Below are 19,101 nucleotides of genomic sequence, written 5' to 3' on the forward strand. Positions count from 1 at the left end.
TGCGGGGTGTGGCGGGTGGGGTGGCTCAGTGTGCATCGCGCCAGTTCTCCGCGAGGTCGCCCCACAGGTGGGCGGCTGTTTCGACGCCCTTTTTGAGGAGGTCGAGTTCGACTTTCTCGTTGGGGGCGTGCCAGCCGTCGGAGGGGACGGAGATGCCGAGGAAGAGGACGGGTGCGTCGAGGACGTCCTGGAGGTCGGCGGCGGGGCCGGAGCCTCCTTCGCGCGTGAAGCGGATCTTCTGGTCGAAGGCGAGGTTCATGGCGCGGACGACGGACTGGAGGGCGGGGTGGTCGAGGGGGGTGAGGCAGGGGCGGGTGGCGGCGCCGAAGGTGATGGTGTGGCGGATGCCGGCGGGGAGCTGTTGGGCGACCCAGTCGGTGACGGCCTTTTCCACGTGGTCGGGGTCCTGTCCGGCGACGAGGCGGAAGGACAGCTTCAGCGTGGCTGAGGAGGGGACGATGGTTTTGCCGCCGGGGCCTTGGTAGCCGCCTCCGATGCCGTTGACCTCGGCGGTGGGGCGGGCCCAGATCCGTTCGAGGGTGGTGTGGCCGGCCTCTCCGTGAGTGGCGTGCGACTTGGCGGTGCGCAGCCATTGGGCTTCGTCGAAGGGGAGCTCGGCGAAGAGTTCCCGTTCGCGGTCGGTGAGGGGGGTGATGCCGTCGTAGAAGCCGGGGACGGCCACGCGCGCGTGGTCGTCGTGGAGGGCTGCGACGAGGCGCGCGGCGGCGGTGGCGGGGTTGGGTACGGCGCCGCCGAAGGATCCGGAGTGGATGTCCTGGTCGGGGCCGTGGAGTTCGATCTCGCAGTCGGCGAGGCCGCGCATTCCGGTGCAGACGGTGGGGGTGTCCTCGGACCACATGCCGGTGTCGGAGACGATCACGGCGTCTGCGGTGAGGCGGTCCCTGTGCTGCTCGACGAGCGCGCGGAAGTGGGGGGAGCCGGATTCCTCTTCGCCCTCCACGAGGAGCTTGAGGTGGACGGCGGGGGTGGTGCGGCCGGTGGCGGCGAGGTGGGCGCGGACGCCGAGTGTGTGGAAGAACACCTGTCCCTTGTCGTCGGCTGCTCCGCGCGCGTGGAGGCGCTTTCCGATGACGACGGGTTCGAAGGGGTCGGTGTTCCAGCCGTCCTCGCGGGCTGCGGGCTGGACGTCGTGGTGCCCGTAAACGAGGACGGTGGGGGCGTGCGGGTCGTCGGAGGGCCAGTCGGCAAAGACGGCGGGGGCGCCGGGTGTCTCCCAGATCTCGGTGGTCGGGAAGCCGGTCTCCCGGAGTTTCGCGGCGAGCCAGTCGGCGCTGCGGCGTACGTCGGGTGCGTGGTCGGGCTGGGCCGACACGGACGGGATTCGGAGCCACTCGGCGAGGTCCTGGAGGAACGCGTCGTGGTGGGTCTCGATGTACGCACGGACGGTGCTGACGGCGTTGTCAACGGGCTTGCTCATGGTCCCGAGCCTATCCGTCCGCCGGGGCGTGCTCGTGCGGTGGTTCCGGTGCTCTCCGGTCGCCGGGGCCGGGGGTGGGGTCTTCGAGGAGGAGGCGTTCCAGTTCGGCGCGTCCGGGGAGGTCGCGGGGGGTGACGGTTTCGCCGTCGCGTACGTAGACGAACGTCGCCTTGACGGCCTCGGGCGCGAGGCCGTGCTGCTCGGCCCAGGCGAGTCGGTAGACGGCGAGCTGGAGGGGGTCGGCGGTGCGGCCGCGGGTGGTCTTCCAGTCGACGATCTCGTACGTGGTGTCGTCGCCTTCGCCTTCTTTGTAGACGGCGTCGATGCGGCCGCGGATGACGCGGCCGGCGATGGCGAGCTGGAAGGGCGTTTCGACGCGGTGGGGGGTGCGGTGGGCGTAGGGCGTGCTGTCGAAGGCTTCCTTGAGGGCTTCGAGGTCGCGTTCGTCGGCGATGTCGGCCTCGCTGCCGGGGAGCTCTTCGGGGTCGAGCATGGGCAGGCGGAGCTCTTCGAAGCGGGATTCGACCCAGGCGTGGAAGCGGGTGCCGCGGCGGGCGGCGGGCTGGGGCGGGCGAGGCATGGGGCGGGCCAGGTCCTGGGCGAAGCCGTCGGGGTCGGCGGCCAGGCGCAGGAGCTGGGAGGCGGTGAGTGTGGTGGGGAGGGGGACGTCGCGGACGGCCTGGCGGGAGCGCAGGAGTTCGCCGGTGAGGGCGTCGAGGTCGCGGTCCCAGGAGGCGAGTGTGCGGGTCTCCTCCGGAGTTGGCCGGTGGCGCTCCGGGGGGACGGTTGGGGCGGTGCTGGTGGGTGCCGGGTCGGGGTGGGGGCGGGTGTCGGCGTCCTGGGGCGTGGTGGGGTGCGGGATGGCGCCCAGGGGGTGCGCGTCCGTGGGCGTGTGCGGGGCGTTGCGCGCGGGCTTGTGCGGGGCGCCGCGCATGGGTCGGGCGTCGTCCGGGTGTGGGTGTGGGTGCGCGTCGTTGTGCGGGGCATCGGCCGCGGGCTGCTCGTGTGCGGGGAGGCCGGTCGGGTGCGGGAGCGTGGGGCGTTCGTGGGGCAGCGCGTCCCAGTCGTCCCACTCATCCCAGTCCGGTCCGGGGCCATCCTCCGGTGAGCTGACGAAATCGCCCCCTTCATAAAGAGGCTCGTCTCCAAGAGGCTCGTCTCCGTAGAGGGGCCCGTCTTCGTAGGGGGGCTCGCCTTCATAGAGGGCCTCTTCGTCCGGCGGGGCCGGCCAGTCCGGGTCGGTGTACGTGGCCGGGTGGCCCATCTCATGGGAGTGGGCGTCGGCGTCGGCCGGGGTTTCGAGGTGGGCCAGCACCGTGGCCGCAGCCGCGCGGCGGCGCGCCATGGCCTCGTCGTCGAGCGGGAGCGGCCACGCGTGCTCGGCGGATGCCTCCTGGAGCGCGGGGTTCTCCTCGTCCTCCTCCGGTTCGTCGGCCCAGGCGTCGATCTCCCCGTGTCCGGCGGCGCAGTGGTCGTACAGCGCCTGGAGGAAGTCGGAGGGGCCGCGGGGCTTCTTCTGGGCGGGGCCCCACCAGTGGCCCGAGCCGAGGAGGAGGGTGCGGGGGCGGGTGTACGTGACGTAGCCGAGGCGGAGTTCCTCGGTGCGCTGGTGTTCCTTCATCTCTTCGTGGAAGGCCTTCATGCCCTTGGAGTCCCACGCTTCGATGTCGGGCAGTGTGGCGGCGTCGCCGCGCAGTTCGTGCGGCAGGACCTTGCTCTGGGCGGTCCATTTCTCGCGGCCCTGGGCGCTGGGGAACGTCCCGGTGACGAGGCCGGGGACGGCGACGACGTCCCATTCCAGGCCCTTGGACTTGTGGGCGGTGAGCACCTTCACGGTGTTCTCTCCGCCGGGCAGCGCGTTGTCGAGGCCCTTTTCGTACTGGGCGGCGGTGCGCAGGAAGCCGAGGAAGGCGAGGAGGGTCGCGGAGCTGTCGTTCGCGGCGAACGAGGCGGCGATGTCGAGGAAGTTGGAGAGGGTTTCGCGGCGGCGGGCGGCCAGGGCGTGCGGTGAGGCGGCGAGTTCGACTTCGAGGCCGGTGACGGCGAGGACGCGGTGGAGTACGTCCATCAGCGGGTCGGCGAGTGAGCGGCGCAGGTCGCGCAGCTCGGTGGCGAGGCGCGCGAAACGTACGCGTGCCTCGGGTGAGAAGGGCAGCCTGTCGTCGCCCGGTTCGTCGAGGGGGGTTTCCAGGAACGTGTCGAGGGCGTCGGCGAGCGATATCACTTCGGAGGGGTCGACCCCCTCGACGGCTTCGGCGAGGCGGCGGTCGGGGTCGTCGTCGCCCCCGCGCGCATGGGCGACGAGGAGGCGGGCGCGGCGGCCGAGGAGGGCGAGGTCGCGGGGGCCGATGCGCCAGCGGGGGCCGGTCAGGAGGCGGACCAGTGAGGCGTTGGCGCCGGGGTCCTGGAGGACTTCGCAGACAGCGACCAGGTCGGCGACCTCGGGGAGGTGGAGGAGGCCGGAGAGGCCGACGACCTCTACGGGGATGTCGCGTGCGACGAGGGCGCCCTGGATGGCGGCGAAGTCGGTCGCGGTGCGGCACAGGACTGCGATCTCGCCGGGGGCGGTGCCGGTGCGTACGAGGTGGGCGAGGGAGTCGCCGAGCCAGTCGATCTCCTCGGCGTGGGTGCGCAGGAGGGCGCAGCGGACGATGCCGTCGCGTTCGGCGCCGGGGGCGGGGCGCAGGGCTTCCACGCCCGCGTGGAGTGCGCGCAGCGGCTGGGCGAGACCGTTGGCGAGTTCGAGGAGGCGGCCGCCGCTGCGGCGGTTCTCGCTGAGGGAGAAGCGGGTGGCGGGGCGGCCGCCGCTGTCGGCGAAGTGTTCGGGGAAGTCGTCGAGGTTGGCGACGGAGGCGCCGCGCCAGCCGTAGATCGCCTGGCAGGGGTCGCCGACGGCGGTCACGGGGTGGCCGGTGCCCGCTCCGAAGAGGCCGGCCAGGAGGATCCGCTGGGCGACGGAGGTGTCCTGGTACTCGTCGAGGAGGACGACGCGGAACTCGTCGCGGAGGATGGCGCCGGCCTCGGGGCGGGTGCGGGCGAGGGTGGCGGAGAGGGCGATCTGGTCGCCGAAGTCGAGGAGGTCGCGGGCGCGCTTGGCTTCGCGGTACCGGGTGACGAGGCCGGTGAGGTCGAGGCGGGCGGCGGCGGCCTCGGGGACCTTGCGCAGGTCGGCGTTGGTGAGTTTGCGGCCTTCGAGGGTGTGCAGGAGGCGGGTGTCGTAGGCGCGCAGTTCGTCGGGCTGGACGAGGTGTTCGGCGAGCTCGCCGTCGAGGGTGAGGAGGTCGCTGACGAGGTCGGCGAAGGAGCGGGTGAGGGCCGGGTAGGGGCCGGGGGCCTCGCGCAGGACGCGGGCGGCGAGCTGGAAGCGGGTGGCGTCGGCGAGGAGGCGTGCGGTGGGTTCGAGGCCGATGCGCAGGCCGTGGTCGGTCAGGAGGCGGCCGGCGAAGGCGTGGTACGTGGAGATCACGGGCTCGCCCGGGGGGTTGTCCGGGTCGATGGCGTCGGGATCGGTGACGCCTGCCTTGATCAGTGCCTTGCGGACGCGCTCGGCGAGTTCGCCGGCGGCCTTGTTGGTGAAGGTGAGGCCGAGGACCTGTTCCGGGGCGACCTGGCCGGTGCCGACGAGCCATACGACGCGGGCGGCCATGACCGTCGTCTTGCCGGAGCCGGCTCCGGCCACGATCACCTGCGGGGCGGGCGGCGCGGTGATGCAGGCCGTCTGCTCCGGGGTGAACGGGATCCCGAGGAGCTCCTTGAGCTGCTCGGGGTCGGTGAGGCGTGTGGTCACCTCATCGAGGCTAACCGGCCCCACTGACAGCACCGGACCGATCCGGCGCCGCGGAGGCGTACGTCACTCCGTGCGCCACGAATGCGGCAAACAGGGATCACTCCACTACGTGCTTGCCCTCGGGGCGGGCGCTGCACGAGGCGCGGAACGCGCAGTGGGTGCAGTGCTGTCCGGTGGTGGGCGAGAAGCGTTCGTCGAGGACCTTGCCTGCGGCGGTGGCGAGGAGGTCGCCGACCCACTCCCCTTCCAGGGGCTGCTGTGCCTGCACCTTGGGGAGGGTGTCGCCGCCGTCCTTCTTGGCGGCGCCCTGGCGCAGCTGGACGAGTTCGGCGCCGCCGGGTTCGGGGCGTTCGCCGTCGAAGGGTTCGTCGACGGCGCCCTCGCGGACGGCGAGCTGGTACACGGCGAGCTGGGGGTGGCGGGCGACGTCGGCGGCGGAGGGGGCCTGCTTGCCGGTCTTGAAGTCGACTACGTAGGCGCGGCCTTCGGTGTCGCGTTCGACGCGGTCCATGGAGCCACGGATGCGTACTTCGTAGGAGCCCGCTTCGAGGGTGACGTCGAAGGCGTGTTCGCTGGCTACGGGGGTGCGCACGCGGCCGGAGTCGACGTGCCAGCGGAGGAAGCGTTCGAGCGCCACGCGCGCGTGCTCCTTCTCCTGGGCCGACTTCCAGGGGGCGTCGAAGGCAAGGGCGTCCCAGACCGAGTCGAGGCGTTCCATGAGGACGGCGAGGTCGGCGGGGGTGCGTCCGGAGGCGACCTCGTCGGCGAGGACGTGGACGACGTTCCCGAAGCCCTGGGCGGCGGTGGCGGGGGCGTCGGCCTTGACCTCACGGCCGAGGAACCACTGCAGGGAGCAGGTGTTGGCGAGCTGGTCGAGGGCGCTTCCGGAGAGCACGACGGGCTGGTCGCGGTCGCGCAGGGGGATCCTGCTCTCGGTGGGGTCGTCCATGCCCCACCAGCGGTAGGGGTGCGCGGACGGCACGAGGGGGCGTCCGTCGTCGTCGGTGAGGGCGGCGAGGCGGGCGAGGCGGCGGGCGGCGGCGTCGCGCAGCGTGTCGGAGGCGCGGGGGTCGACGGTCGTGGCGCGCAGTTCGGCGACGAGCGCGGCGACGGACAGGGGGCGGCGCGGGCGGCCGGTGACGTCCTGGGGGTCGACGCCGAGTTCGGTGAGGAAGCGGGACGGCTGGTCACCGTCGTCGGCGGGTGCCTTGACCGCGGTGACGACGAGGCGTTCACGCGCGCGCGTGGTGGCCACGTAGAACAGGCGGCGCTCTTCGGAGAGGAGCGCTCCGGGGGTGAGGGGTTCGGCGAGGCCGTCGCGTCCGATGCGGTCGGCCTCGAGGAGGGAGCCGCGGCGGCGCAGGTCGGGCCACAGGCCTTCCTGTACGCCGGCGACGACGACGAGGCGCCATTCGAGGCCCTTGGAGCGGTGGGCGGTCATGAGGCGTACGGCGTCGGGGCGTACGGCGCGTCCGGCGAGGGTGTCGGCGGCGATGTCCTGGGCTTCGACCTCTTCGAGGAAGTTGAGGGCGCCGCGGCCTCCGGTGCGTTCCTCGGCGCGGGAGGCGGTCGCGAACAGGGCGCATACGGCGTCGAGGTCGCGGTCCGCGTTGCGTCCTGCGGCGCCGCCGCGGCGGGCAGCGCGTTCCAGGCGCTGGGGCCAGGAGGTGCCGTTCCACAGCTGCCAGAGCGCTTCCTCGGCGGTGCCTCCGCAGGTGAGGGTTTCGCGGGCCGCGCGCAGCAGTGCGCCGAGGCGCTGGGCGCCGCGGGCGTGGGCGGGGTCGTGGGCGGTGAGGCGTTCGGGCTGGGCCAGGGCGCGTGCGAGGAGTTCGTCGGAGGGCGGCGGCAGGTGGTTGCCGGCGGCGCGTTCCTCCTCGCGCAGGGCGCGGCCGAGGCGGCGCAGGTCGGCGGCGTCCATGCCGGCGAGGGGTGAGGCGAGGAGGGTGAGGGCGGTCTCGGTGTCGAGCCAGACGGGCGGTTCCCGGTCCTGGTCGTCGTCGGGTTCGGGGGTGTCCTGCGCGACGCTGAGGGCGACGGCCCTGAGCGCGGTCAGCAGGGGCGTGACGGCCGGTTCGTGGCGCAGGGGCAGGTCGTCGCCGTCGATGTCGAGGGGGACGCCCGCGGCGGTGAGGGTGCGGCGGATCGCGGGGATGGAGCGGGTTCCGGCGCGGACGAGGACGGCCATGTCGTTCCAGGGGATGCCGTCCTCGAGGTGGGCGCGGCGCAGGATGTCCGCGATGTTGTCGAGTTCGGTGCCGGAGGTCGGGTACGTGTAGGCCTCGACGCGGCCGCCGTCCCGCGCGGGGGTCAGCTCGCGGTGGGCGCGGACCTTGTCGGCGGGCAGCCGGGTCAGGGGCATGCGCCGGGTGATGCGGCGGGTGGCGTCCAGGAGGTGTGCTCCGGAGCGGCGGGACGTCGTGAGGACCTCTACGGGGGCGGGGCTTTTGTCGGCGCGGGGGAACTGGTCGGGGAATTCGAGGATGCCGTTCACGTCGGCGCCGCGGAACGTGTAGATCGACTGGTCGGGGTCTCCGAAGGCGAGCAGGGTGCGGCCGTCGCCCGCGAGGGCGTGCAGCAGCCGCACCTGCGCCGGGTCGGTGTCCTGGTACTCGTCGACGAACACGGCGTCGTAGCGCGTGGCGAGTTCGTCGGCGACGGGGCTGCGGTGGGCGAGGAGGACCGCGCGGTGGACGAGTTCGGCGTAGTCGAGGACTCCGTGCAGGTCGAGGACGTCGAGGTAATCGGCGAGGAAGGTGGCGGCGGCCTTCCAGTCGGGGCGGCCGATGCGGCGGGCGAAGGCGTCGAGTGCGGCCGGTCCGAGGCCCAGTTCGCGGCTGCGGGCGAGGACGGCGCGTACCTCGTCGGCGAAGCCTCGGGTGGTCAGGCAGGCCCGCAGTTCGTCGGGCCAGCGGACGTGGGCGAGGCCGACCTGCTCCAGGTCGATCTGGCCGGCGAGCAGTTCGCGTACGGCGACGTCCTGTTCGGGTCCGGACAGCAGGCGCAGGGGTTCCGCGAACAGGCCGGCGTCCTGGTGGGCGCGGACGAGGGCGTAGCAGAACGAGTGGAACGTGGTGGCCTGTGGTGCATGGGCGGCGCCGATGCGCAGGGCCATGCGGTCGCGGAGTTCGACGGCTGCCTTGCGGCTGAAGGTGAGGACCAGGATGCGCTCGGGGTCGGTGCCTTTGGCGATGCGTGCGGCGACGGCCTCGACGAGCGTGGTCGTCTTGCCCGTGCCCGGTCCCGCGAGGACGAGCAGCGGGCCGTGCACGTGGTCAACCACCGCGCGCTGCCGTGCGTCCAGACGAGGGGGGTCCACCGGGGCCGGCGGGGTACGCACCAGTCGGTACGCGCCGGGGGTCCCCTGTCGTACCTGGCGGTGCGACAGGTTCCGGGTGGAGGAAGAGGAGCTCACGTGGATCGCTGGTCCTGGTGGGTGTGCTGGGGTGACGGGGAGGCGGCCGACCGTCCGAGCGGGGCGGTGGCTGCGGGGTGAGGGAGGTGCGCGCCGTCGACGCTACGCCGTCGAGTGTGGCGGAAGCCGGGCTTCCGCCGGGTCCCCCGGGTCCCGTGCGGCACGGGTGTGCCGCGATTCACGAACGTACGCGATGGCGGCGAAGTGCCCCTCTCGCCCCGTTTCCCCCGTACGGGCCGCAGGCCGCTCGTGCGGGGACGCGATGGCGGAGGCTGTCAGGTGTGAGATTCCGCGCGTTCCTCGCCGTCCCATCGCGCGTGCCTCATGTCGAGGCGCGGGATGTGTCCCTCGGACGAGCGGGAGGCCTCGCGAAGGGGGGTGCTCTCCGCGCGGTAGTGCGCCATGGCGTCCAGTTCGTGGCCGGGCAGCAGCACGCCGTCCGAGCGCACGACGCGCCACCACGGAACGGCTCCCCCGTAGAGGGCCATCACGCGGCCGACCTGGCGCGGGCCGCCCTCCCCGAGCCATTCGGCGACGTCCCCGTAGGTCATGACGCGTCCGGGCGGGATCAGGTCCGCGACCTCGAGCACCCGCTCCGCGTACTCCGGCAGCTCTCCCGCCGCACCGCTCTCCTCGCTCATCCGGCCCATCCTGCCGCACCCCACCGACACTGTGACGGCCCGGCCACGGGGCGTGGAGAGGCGCATGAAGAAGCACGAATCCGCGATTGCGGGATACTTTGCTCCCCCGCATCGCACCCTGATGCCCCCCTGTGTCAGTGGGACGTGCCACCATCGTGCGGGCGGTGACCGGTGATACGAGATCAAGAAGAAACGACGGAGCAGCAGGGCGTGCATCCCGATAAGGCGGAGGGCACCTCTGGGGCTTCGGCGCGCCCGGACGGTGAAGAGGCCGACCACTCCCCCGTGACCGAACGCCTGGGCAAGCCGGCCGAGGCGCCCCTGGCTGCCGCGCCCGAGAAGGCCGCGGAGGCCGCGGAGGCCGCGCCCGAGAAGACCGCGGGGGCCGGGCCCGAGCGGACCGAGGTCCCTCTCGTCGACCCGGCGTGCATCGACGCCGACGCGCACTCCGAGCGGGTGGACGGCGACGAACCACTGCTCCCCGCGCGCGTGCACCGCCCCTCCGACCTGATGCGTCTCCTGGTGGGCGTTCTCGCGATCGCCGTACTCCTGTCGATCGCCGCCTTCGCCCACGGCACGACCTCGGGTCTTCAGCAGGACATCAGCAAGGGCACGGGCGCCGCTCCCGACCTCATGATCAAGTTCGCGGGGCTCGCGTCGAGCATCGCGATTCTCCTCGTCCCGGTCGCCTTCGCGATCGAGCGGCTGATCAAACGCGACGGGCTGCGGATCGCCGACGGTGTTCTCGCGGCCGTCCTCGCGCACGGGGTGACGCTCGCGACGGACCTGTGGGTCGCCCAGGGCGCCCCGTCGTCGATCCAGGAGGCGCTCACCCGCCCGTCGCCGGGCGACATCCACGCGCTGACCGATCCGGTGCACGGCTATCTGGCGCCCGTCATCGCCTATATGACGGCCGTGGGGATGTCCCGCAGACCACGCTGGCGCGTGGTGCTGTGGGTGGTGCTGCTGCTCGACGCGTTCGCGATGCTGGTCACCGGCTACACGACCCCGTTCTCGATCATCCTGACGGTCCTCATCGGCTGGACGGTCGCCTACGGCACGCTCTACGCGGTCGGTTCGCCGAATGTGCGGCCCACCGGCCAGACGCTCCTCGCCGGCCTGCGGCACGTCGGCTTCCACCCGGTGAGCGCGGCCCGCGAAGAGGCACACGAGGGCGCTACGGAGAACGGCGACAGGGGGCGGCGCTACTTCGTCACCCTGGAGGACGGCCCCCCTCTCGACGTCACCATCGTCGACCGAGAACAGCAGGCGCAGGGCTTCTTCTACCGCGTGTGGCGCCGACTGACGCTGCGCGGGATCACCACGGGTCGCAGCCTCCAGTCCCTGCGCCAGGCGCTGGAGCAGGAGGCGCTCCTCGCGTACGCGGCGATCGCGGCCGGGGCCAACGCACCGAAGCTGATCGCGACGTCCGAGCTCGGCCCCGACGCGGTGATGCTCGTGTACGAGCACACGGGCGGCCGTTCGCTGGACTCGGTGCCGGACGAGGAGATCACCGACGAGCTGCTGCGCGACACCTGGCACCAGGTGCAGGCGCTCCAGTCGCGGCGTATCGCCCATCGGCGGCTCACCGGCGACGCGATTCTGGTGGATCGTTCCGGCACGGTGATCCTGACGGATCTGCGCGGCGGCGAGATCGCGTCCGGCGATCTGATCCTGCGCATGGACATCGCGCAGCTCCTGGCCACGCTGGGCCTTCGTGTGGGCGCCGAGCGTGCGGTGGCGTCCGCCGTGGGAGTGCTCGGCCCCGACGCGATCGCCGACTGCCTGCCGCTGCTCCAGCCCATCGCCCTGAGCCGTACGACGCGCTCGACACTGCGCAAGCTCGGCAGGGAGCGTTCCGAACGCGAGCGCGAGGCCGTGCTCGAGGCGTCGCGCAGGGCGAAGCAGGCCCGCCTGGACGAGGCCTCCCTTGCCGAGCCCTCTCCCGCCGAGGAATCGACGCCTACGGAGAGGGCCACCGAGGAAACGCCCGCTACGAAGACGGTCGCCGAGCGGATCACGCCCCCGTCGGCCAAGACCTCCGCGAAGGTCGAACGGCAGACCGAGAAAGCCGAGCGACAGGCCGAGAAGAAGGCCATCGACGAGGCCCTGGACGAAGCGCGCGAGGAGGACCTCCTCACCCAGATCCGCCACCAGGTGCTCCGCATCCGGCCGCAGGCACCCGTCGAACCGGCCCGCCTGGAGCGCGTCAAACCGCGCACCCTCGTGAGCTTCATCGCGGGCGCCATCGGCGCGTACTTCCTGCTGTCGCAGCTCACCCACATCGAGTTCGGCACGCTGTTCGACCAGGCCCAGTGGGGCTGGGTCGCCGCCGCCGTCCTGTTCTCTGCGCTGAGCTACTTCGCCGCCGCGATGAGCCTGCTCGGCTTCGTGCCGGAGCGGGTGCCGTTCCTGCGTACGGTCGCCGCCCAGGTCGCCGGTTCGTTCGTGAAGATCGTGGCACCGGCCGCCGTCGGCGGTGTGGCGCTCAACACCCGCTTCCTGCAACGCGCGGGCGTGCGCCCCGGGCTCGCGGTGGCCAGTGTCGGCGCCTCCCAGCTCTTCGGCCTGGGCGCTCACATCATGATGCTGCTGACCTTCGGCTATCTGACCGGGACGGAGAAGACCCCGTCCCTGTCGCCGTCCCGGACCGTCATCGCGGGCCTGCTGACCGTCGCGGTCCTCGTGCTCGTGGTCACGTCGATCCCGTTCCTGCGGAAGTTCGTCGTCACGCGCGTACGGTCCCTGTTCGCCGGCGTCGTACCGCGCATGCTGGACGTACTCCAGCGGCCTCAGAAGCTGATCACCGGCATCGGCGGCATGCTCCTCCTGACGGCCTGCTTCGTGATGTGCCTGGACGCGTCGATCCGCGCTTTCGGGGACGAGTCGACGACGCTCAGCCTGGCCAGCGTCGCGGTCGTCTTCCTCGCGGGCAACGCGCTCGGTTCCGCCGCGCCGACGCCGGGCGGTGTGGGCGCGGTCGAGGCGACCCTGACGGTCGGCCTCATCGCGGTCGGACTGCCCAAGGAGGTCGCGGCCCCGGCCGTGCTGCTCTACCGGCTCCTGACGCTGTGGGTCCCGGTGCTGCCGGGCTGGCTCTTCTTCAACCACCTCTCCCGGAAGGGCTCCCTGTAGGAGCACGTTTCCGGGAGCGCTCCCTGTAGGGACGCGTTTCCGGAAGGGCTCCCCGTAAGGACGCGTTTCCGGAAGGGCTCTTCGGAGAGCCCTCCCCCGTAGCCGCCGTCGCTCACCCGCACGGCCCCCGCCCCGAGCGCCCCGTGAGCCGTCGCCGCAGGATGGGTTCATGCCCAATCCGTCCCGGCCGCGTGCCGCTGCCCTGGCCGCCGCCGCCCTCCTCATGACCTCCGCCCTCGCGGCCTGCGGCAGCGACTCCAAGGACGTGGACCTGACGTCCCAGACCCTCAGCTGGAAGGACTGCCCCCCGCCCTCGGAGTCGGAGGGCGGCGGCCCCGCGCCGTCCCCACTGCCCGGCGGCGCCACCTGGCAGTGCGCCACCATGAAGGTGCCCCTCGACTGGGACAAGCCCAAGGGCGACACGATCGGCCTCGCGCTCATCCGCGCCAAGTCCTCCGGCGCCGAGGACAAGCGCATCGGATCGCTCATCTTCAACTTCGGCGGACCGGGCGGCTCCGGAGTCACCACGCTGCCCGCGTTCGGGAACGAGTACGCGAAGCTGCGCACCCGCTACGACCTGGTGAGTTTCGACCCGCGCGGCGTCGGCCGCAGCGACGGCGTGGAGTGCGAGAACGACAAGCAGCTCGACAAGTACTTCCAGCAGGACTCGATGCCCGACAACTCCGCCGAGACGAAGGAGCTCGTAGGCAACATCACCCAGTTCAACGACGCCTGCGAGAAGAACTCCGGGAAGGTCATCCCGCACGTTGCGACGACGGATGCGGCGCGCGACATGGACCTGATGTGGCAGGTGCTCGGCGACAACGAGCTGCACTACTTCGGGATTTCGTACGGCACCGAACTGGGTGGCGTGTACGCCCACTTGTTCCCCAAGAACGTGGGCCGCGCCGTCTTCGACGGTGTCGTCGACCCCACCCAGAACTCTGAGGAGGGCTCGCTCGGCCAGGCCAAGGGCTTCCAGCTCGCCCTCGACAACTACGCGAAGGACTGCACCTCCAAGGTCGAGGACTGCCCGGTCGGCGACACCCCCGAGCAGGTCAAGGCCAAGATCGCGAAGCTGCTCAAGGACCTGGACTCCAAGCCGATCCCCGGGGTCTTCCCGCGCGACCTGACGCAGACCGCCGCGACGAGCGGCATCGCGCAGTCGCTGTACTCCAAGGATTTCTGGGAGTACCTCACCGAGGGCCTCGCCCAGGCCTACGAGGGCGACGGCAGGATCCTCATGCTGCTTTCGGACTCCATGAACGGCCGTAACGAGGACGGCACGTACAGCAACATCCAAGCGGCCAACATCTCCGTCAACTGCGCCGACGACAAGCCCCGCTACACGCCGGCATACGTCAAGTCGAAGCTCCCCGAGTTCCGCGCCGCCTCTCCCCTGTTCGGCGACTACCTCGCATGGGGCATGCTCAGCTGCACGGACTGGGCGGTCCCCGGCGCCGCGGACCACCCCGACGTGAGCGCGCCCGGCTCGGCGCCGATCCTCGTCGTGGGCAACACGGGCGACCCGGCCACCCCGTACGAAGGTGCGAGGAAGATGGTCGACGCGCTCGGCAAGGGTGTCGGGGTGGAACTCACATACGAGGGCCAGGGCCACGGCGCGTACGACAGCGGGAACAAGTGTGTGCGAGGCGCTGTGGACGGCTATCTGCTGAACGGGACGATGCCGACGGCGGGCTCGGTCTGCAAGTAGCGGCTGGGGTACGTGCGTTCGGCTCGCGCGCCCGGTTGTCGATGACGCGCTGGCGCAGGTGATTGTCAGTGGCGCTGCCTAGGATGGTCTGGCTGTCTTCGGATCGGAGGCAGGCGAGGGGGATCGCCAGGGGGGTGCCTGTGTCGCGTCATGTTCGTTCGTTCGCGCTGCTGGCCGCGGGGCTGCTGGTGGCCGGTGCCGCCGCGGGCTGCGGCGGGCCGGGAGACAAGGCCGGGCACGGCGAGGGGAAGGGGCGCACGCAGCCACCGCGCTCGTCGCCGCCCTCGCCGTCGTCACCGCCAGGCTCGGACAAGGCCGGCCGCGCCGGCACGCTGCCCGCGCTGCCCGCCGCGCTCACGTCTCAGCGGCTCGACTGGGGCCGCTGCAAGGCCACCGACGACGGCCCCGCACCCGGCTCCGACTGGCAGTGCGCGACGCTGAAGGCGCCCCTCGACTACGCGAAGCCGGACGGGGAGACCATCGGCGTCGCCCTCATCCGCGCCAGGTCAACGGGCGGGAGCGGACGTTCCGGCTCGCTCCTGTTCAACTTCGGCGGCCCGGGCGGCTCCGGGGTCTCGATGCTGCCCGCCTTCGCACCGGACTACGCGAAGCTGCGCGAGCGCTACGACCTGGTGAGCTTCGACCCGCGCGGCGTCGGCGCGAGTGAGGGAGTGCGCTGCCGCGACGACAAGGCGATCCAGGCCGCCGAGTCCGTCGACCTCACGCCGGACACCCCCGCCGAGGAGCGGGCGTACTTCAAGGACGCCGCCGACTTCGGCGCGGGCTGCGCCCGGCAGGCCGGCAAGCTGCTCGGGCACGTGTCGACGGACGAGACAGCCCGCGACATGGACCTGGCGCGCCAGGCGCTCGGCGACGACAAGCTGCGCTACATGGGCGTCTCGTACGGGACCCAACTGGGCGGTGTGTACGCGCACTTGTTCCCCGGCAAGGTGGGAAGGCTCGTCCTGGACGCCGTGGTCGACCCGGCCGCGGACACCGTGGGCCACGCCGAGAACCAGACGAGGGGCTTCCAGCGGGCCCTCGACAACTACCTCAAGTCCACCGGCCAGGACCCGGATCAGGGGTCCCGGAAGATCGCCGCGCTGCTGAAGCGGATCAACGCGAAGCCGCTGCGGACCTCGGGCGGCCGCGAGCTCAACCAGTCGCTCGCGACGATCGGCATCACCGTCACCCTGTACAGCCAGAGCAGTTGGCCCGCACTGACGCATGGCCTGGAGGCGGCGGAGAAGGGGGACGGGACGGCGCTGCTCGCCCTGGCCGACGCGTACAACGAGCGGAGTCCCGCCGGGCATTACAGCTCGCAGAGCCACTCGCAGCGGGCGATCTCCTGCCTCGACGACAAGGCACGGCCGACGCCGCGGGAGGCGCAGAAGCGGCTCGCCTCGTTCCGCGAGATCTCGCCCGTCTTCGGGGAGTTCATGGCCTGGGACACGGCGGGCTGGTGCCACGACTGGCCGGTGCCGGGCCAGTACGCGACACCCGAGGTGAGCGCGCCGGGCGCCGCCCCGATCCTCGTCGTGGGGAACACGGGCGACCCGGCGACGCCGTACGAGGGCGCCCGCAGGATGGCGGACGAGCTCGGCAAGGGCGTCGGCGTCGAGCTCACCTGGAAGGGCGAGGGGCACGGCGCGTACGGCAGCGGGTCGAGCTGCGTCGACTCGACGGTGAACGGCTATCTCCTGGAGGGCCGAATACCGCGCGACGGGAAGGTCTGTTCCTGACGCGGACGCCTATGCGGCGCTCTATGCGGCCCTCTATGACGAACGGGCCCCGCACGCGAGGTGCCGGGACCCGTTCGGAAAAGCTGCCCCCTGACCGACCGCGCGGGCCGGCGGGCGGTCTAGTAGACCGGCTTCTCGGGCTCGATCTGGTTGACCCAGCCGATCACGCCGCCGCCGACGTGCACGGCGTCCGAGAAGCCCGCGGACTTCAGGACGGCGAGGACTTCCGCACTGCGGACACCCGTCTTGCAATGCAAGACGATCTTCTTGTCCTGCGGGAGGCTCTCCAGGGCGGTGCCCATGAGGAACTCGTTCTTCGGGATCAGCCGGGCGCCGGGAATCGAGACGATCTCGTACTCGTTCGGCTCGCGGACGTCGATGATCTCGATGTTCTCGCCGTCGTCGATCCACTCCTTGAGCTGCTTGGGAGTGATCGTCGAGCCGGCCGCCGCCTCCTGGGCCTCCTCGGACACGACGCCGCAGAAGGCCTCGTAGTCGATGAGCTCGGTGACGGTCGCGTTCGGTCCGCAGACCGCGCAGTCGGGGTCCTTGCGGACCTTGACCTGGCGGTACTGCATCTCCAGGGCGTCGTAGATCATCAGGCGGCCGACGAGCGGCTCGCCGACACCCGCGAGGACCTTGATCGCCTCGGTGACCTGGATGGAGCCGATGGACGCGCACAGCACGCCCAGGACGCCGCCCTCGGCGCAGGAGGGGACCATGCCGGGGGGCGGGGGCTCTGGGTAGAGGCAGCGGTAGCACGGGCCGTGCTCGGACCAGAAGACCGAGGCCTGGCCGTCGAAGCGGTAGATCGAGCCCCACACGTACGGCTTGTTGAGCAGCACGCACGCGTCGTTGACCAGGTAGCGGGTCGCGAAGTTGTCCGTGCCGTCGACGATCAGGTCGTACTGGCTGAAGATGTCCATCACGTTCTCGGCCTCGAGCCGCTCTTCGTGGAGGATCACGTTCACGTACGGGTTGATCCCGAGGACGGAGTCCTTGGCGGACTCGGCCTTGGAGCGGCCGATGTCGGCCTGGCTGTGGATGATCTGGCGCTGGAGGTTCGACTCGTCGACCTCGTCGAACTCGACGATGCCGAGCGTGCCCACACCGGCCGCGGCCAGGTACATGAGCGCCGGCGAACCGAGGCCGCCCGCGCCCACGGCGAGCACCTTGGCGTTCTTCAGCCGCTTCTGCCCGTCCATCCCGACATCGGGGATGATCAGGTGGCGGGAGTACCTGCGGACCTCGTCTACGGTGAGCTCAGCAGCTGGCTCTACCAGGGGTGGCAGCGACACGGGGGCTCCGTTGATCGTCATTTCGGAACAGTGGTTCTTGCGTCAACACTGCCACGCCCCTCTTCATTCCGAGACACCCGTTCCGACCCGCGAGACGATGTCGTCCCAGTACCCGGGCATGGCCTCCCAGGGATCGGCGGCGCCGCCGCGGTCCGTGCGGTCGGTGAAGTAGATCGTCCCCGCGCCCTGCCAGCGGGCGATGCGCAGCGCCTCGTCGAGGTGCCCGCGGGGTACGCCGTGCACGAAGTGGCAGAAGCGCTTGGGCGGGTAGTCGGCGGTCCACTCGGCAACCTGGGACCAGCGGTAGTCGCTCCACGGCCCGGAGAAGGTCACCAACTGGTCGGCGGTCTCGGCGTATCCCGGGTACGGGTGCGTGCCGTGCCCGAGGACGATGTGGGCGTCCTCACACAGGGCGCGCAGCGTGGTGACGATGCGGCGGACCTCGGGGAGGGCCGCCCGCTCGGTCGGGCAGCGGCCGAGGGAGAACCCGTCGACGCGGTACCAGTCGAGATAGCGGTGGGCGTCGGAGACAACCTCGCCGAACGAGCGGGCGCCGTAGGTGAGGTCGAGGTGGCCGAGGACCCGTACGTCCCGGTTGCGCAGCCTGCCCGCGGCTTCGAGGCAGTGCGGGTCGGGGCGGGTCCCGGGTCCGTCCGCCACGTTCAGGACGACCCAGTGCAAGGGGGCGCCGGGGCGGGTGAGTTCGGCCCATTCGACGGGCGCCATGAGGGGGTGTGCGTAGCCGGGGATGCCGAAGCCGAGCCGTATGTCGGTGCTCGCGGTCCCTGGGGCGGTGGGGGTCAGATACGGCATGCCGCTTCCATCCAGATGTCGGCGAGTGATTCCTCGAGGTTGATGCGGGGGCGCCAGCCGAGCCGGTCGCGTGCGGTGCGCACGTCGGCCTGCTGCCAGCTGCCGCAGCCGTCCGGGTACGGGTACGCGGCGGGTGCCATGTGGTCGGGGTCGGAGCGGGGGTGGCCGAGCGTCGGGCGGACGGGGCCGCCGGGTGAGTCGAGCTCGTGGAGCGCGCCGCCGAAGCCGGCGACGCGGGCGAGTACGGACGCCGCGTCCCGCAGCCGGACGGCACGGCCCGAGCCGATGTTGATGACGCCCTGCGCGGCGGAGAGCGAGGCGGCGTGGACGGCACGGGCCACGTCGCGTACGTCGATGAAGTCGCGCTGCGCGCCGAGTCCGCCGAGCTTGAGTTCGCCGTCACCCGACTGCATGGCGCGGCGCATGGCCTCGGCGAGCCGGCCGAGGGGCGAGCCGGCGGGGGTGCCGGGTCCGGCCGGGGAGAACACCCGCAGGACGACGGCGTCGAGGCCGGAGCCGAGGACGAGTTCCGTCGCGGCGAGCTTGCTCACGCCGTACGGTCCGCCGGGCCTCGGCACGGCGTCCTCGGCGGTGGAGGAGCCGGGCTGCGAGGGCCCGTACTCGGCGCCGCAGCCGATCTGGACGAGGCGGGCGCCGCAGCCGCTGCGCCGCAGTGCCTCGCAGATGGTGGCGACGGCGACGGTGTTGTGGCGGGTGAGGTCGCGGGCGCCGCCGCGGGTGGCTCCCGCGCAGTTGATGACGACTCCGGGGTGGACCGCGTCGAGGAAGCGGGTCAGTGCGCCCGGGCTTCCGGTGGCGAGGTCGAACCGTACGTCCGCGTCGTCTCCCCTGCCGAGTGCGGTGAGCTGCACGGCGGGGTCGGCGAGGAGGCGGTCGGCGACGAAGCGGCCGAGATATCCATTGGCTCCGATCAGCAGCACCCTCATCGGGCGGCTCCCTGGATGAGCTCTCCGAGCTCGCCGGGAAGTCCTGGACGCCCGGGGTGTCTGGATGGTCCAGGTCCTCCGGGGGGAGGGATGGTCATCTCGCGTTCTCCTTAGGGGTGTTGCCGTGGGTCTTCGGAAGGCCCGCGGTGTCGGCCCCGCGGGAGGGGAGCGGCC

10 protein-coding genes are annotated in these 19,101 nt (G+C 71.9%); 3 read left to right on the forward strand and 7 right to left on the reverse strand.

The genetic code is table 11. The features are described from left to right. Positions 1-25 precede the first annotated feature (25 nt). From OHA58_RS11870 to OHA58_RS11885, 4 genes are all read right to left on the reverse strand, one after another. Positions 26-1,438: a dipeptidase gene (locus OHA58_RS11870; RefSeq protein WP_405478663.1), complete on the reverse strand. Its 1,413-nt coding sequence runs from the start codon at positions 1,436-1,438 to the stop codon at positions 26-28. A gap of 10 nt (positions 1,439-1,448) precedes the next feature. Continuing rightward, positions 1,449-5,225: a UvrD-helicase domain-containing protein gene (locus OHA58_RS11875; RefSeq protein WP_405478664.1), complete on the reverse strand. Its 3,777-nt coding sequence runs from the start codon at positions 5,223-5,225 to the stop codon at positions 1,449-1,451. 97 nt (positions 5,226-5,322) lie between these two features. Next, positions 5,323-8,637 (reverse strand): ATP-dependent helicase, encoded by a 3,315-nt coding sequence (locus OHA58_RS11880; RefSeq protein ID WP_405478665.1) that lies wholly within the window; start codon positions 8,635-8,637, stop codon positions 5,323-5,325. Positions 8,638-8,912: 275 nt separating this feature from the next. Then, complete coding sequence (locus OHA58_RS11885) at positions 8,913-9,287, reverse strand: MGMT family protein (RefSeq protein WP_405478666.1); 375 nt, start codon at positions 9,285-9,287, stop codon at positions 8,913-8,915. A gap of 162 nt (positions 9,288-9,449) precedes the next feature. Here OHA58_RS11885 and OHA58_RS11890 point away from each other — a divergent pair, with 162 nt between their 5' ends. From OHA58_RS11890 to OHA58_RS11900, 3 genes are all read left to right on the forward strand, one after another. Beyond that, the gene (locus tag OHA58_RS11890) at positions 9,450-12,413 is read left to right on the forward strand and encodes a lysylphosphatidylglycerol synthase domain-containing protein (RefSeq protein WP_405478667.1); all 2,964 of its coding nucleotides are present in this window, start codon (positions 9,450-9,452) and stop codon (positions 12,411-12,413) included. Between the two features lie 169 nt (positions 12,414-12,582). Further along, positions 12,583-14,127: an alpha/beta hydrolase gene (locus OHA58_RS11895; RefSeq protein WP_405478668.1), complete on the forward strand. Its 1,545-nt coding sequence runs from the start codon at positions 12,583-12,585 to the stop codon at positions 14,125-14,127. A 140-nt stretch (positions 14,128-14,267) separates the two neighbouring features. Beyond that, a complete protein-coding gene (locus tag OHA58_RS11900) occupies positions 14,268-15,869 on the forward strand; it encodes an alpha/beta hydrolase (protein ID WP_405478669.1) in 1,602 nt (533 codons plus the stop codon). A 119-nt stretch (positions 15,870-15,988) separates the two neighbouring features. Here the strand turns inward: OHA58_RS11900 and moeZ are convergent, their stop codons facing one another. The 3 genes from moeZ to OHA58_RS11915 all read right to left on the reverse strand — a co-directional run bounded on the left by moeZ (position 15,989) and on the right by OHA58_RS11915 (position 18,927). Then, a complete protein-coding gene (gene moeZ, locus OHA58_RS11905) occupies positions 15,989-17,167 on the reverse strand; it encodes an adenylyltransferase/sulfurtransferase MoeZ (protein WP_116513428.1) in 1,179 nt (392 codons plus the stop codon). A gap of 63 nt (positions 17,168-17,230) precedes the next feature. Then, the gene (locus OHA58_RS11910; protein WP_405478670.1) at positions 17,231-17,980 is read right to left on the reverse strand and encodes a spherulation-specific family 4 protein; all 750 of its coding nucleotides are present in this window, start codon (positions 17,978-17,980) and stop codon (positions 17,231-17,233) included. After that, positions 17,968-18,927 carry an NAD-dependent epimerase/dehydratase family protein gene (locus OHA58_RS11915; RefSeq protein WP_405478671.1) on the reverse strand — a complete coding sequence of 320 codons (960 nt, stop codon included), beginning with the start codon at positions 18,925-18,927 and terminating at the stop codon, positions 17,968-17,970. The genes OHA58_RS11910 and OHA58_RS11915 overlap by 13 nt, the downstream gene beginning before the upstream one ends. Between the last annotated feature and the right edge of the window lie 174 nt (positions 18,928-19,101).

Source organism: Streptomyces sp. NBC_00009 (assembly GCF_045040855.1).
GTDB lineage: Bacteria > Actinomycetota > Actinomycetes > Streptomycetales > Streptomycetaceae > Streptomyces > Streptomyces aureus.

Bases quoted from the DNA above. Each gene is read 5' to 3' on its own strand.
- OHA58_RS11870 (WP_405478663.1), bottom strand. From the start codon at position 1,438: ATGAGCAAGCCCGTTGACAACGCCGTCAGCACCGTCCGTGCGTACATC.
- OHA58_RS11885 (WP_405478666.1), bottom strand. From the start codon at position 9,287: ATGGGCCGGATGAGCGAGGAGAGCGGTGCGGCGGGAGAGCTGCCGGAG.
- OHA58_RS11895 (WP_405478668.1), top strand. From the start codon at position 12,583: ATGCCCAATCCGTCCCGGCCGCGTGCCGCTGCCCTGGCCGCCGCCGCC.
- OHA58_RS11910 (WP_405478670.1), bottom strand. From the start codon at position 17,980: ATGCCGTATCTGACCCCCACCGCCCCAGGGACCGCGAGCACCGACATA.
- OHA58_RS11915 (WP_405478671.1), bottom strand. From the start codon at position 18,927: ATGAGGGTGCTGCTGATCGGAGCCAATGGATATCTCGGCCGCTTCGTC.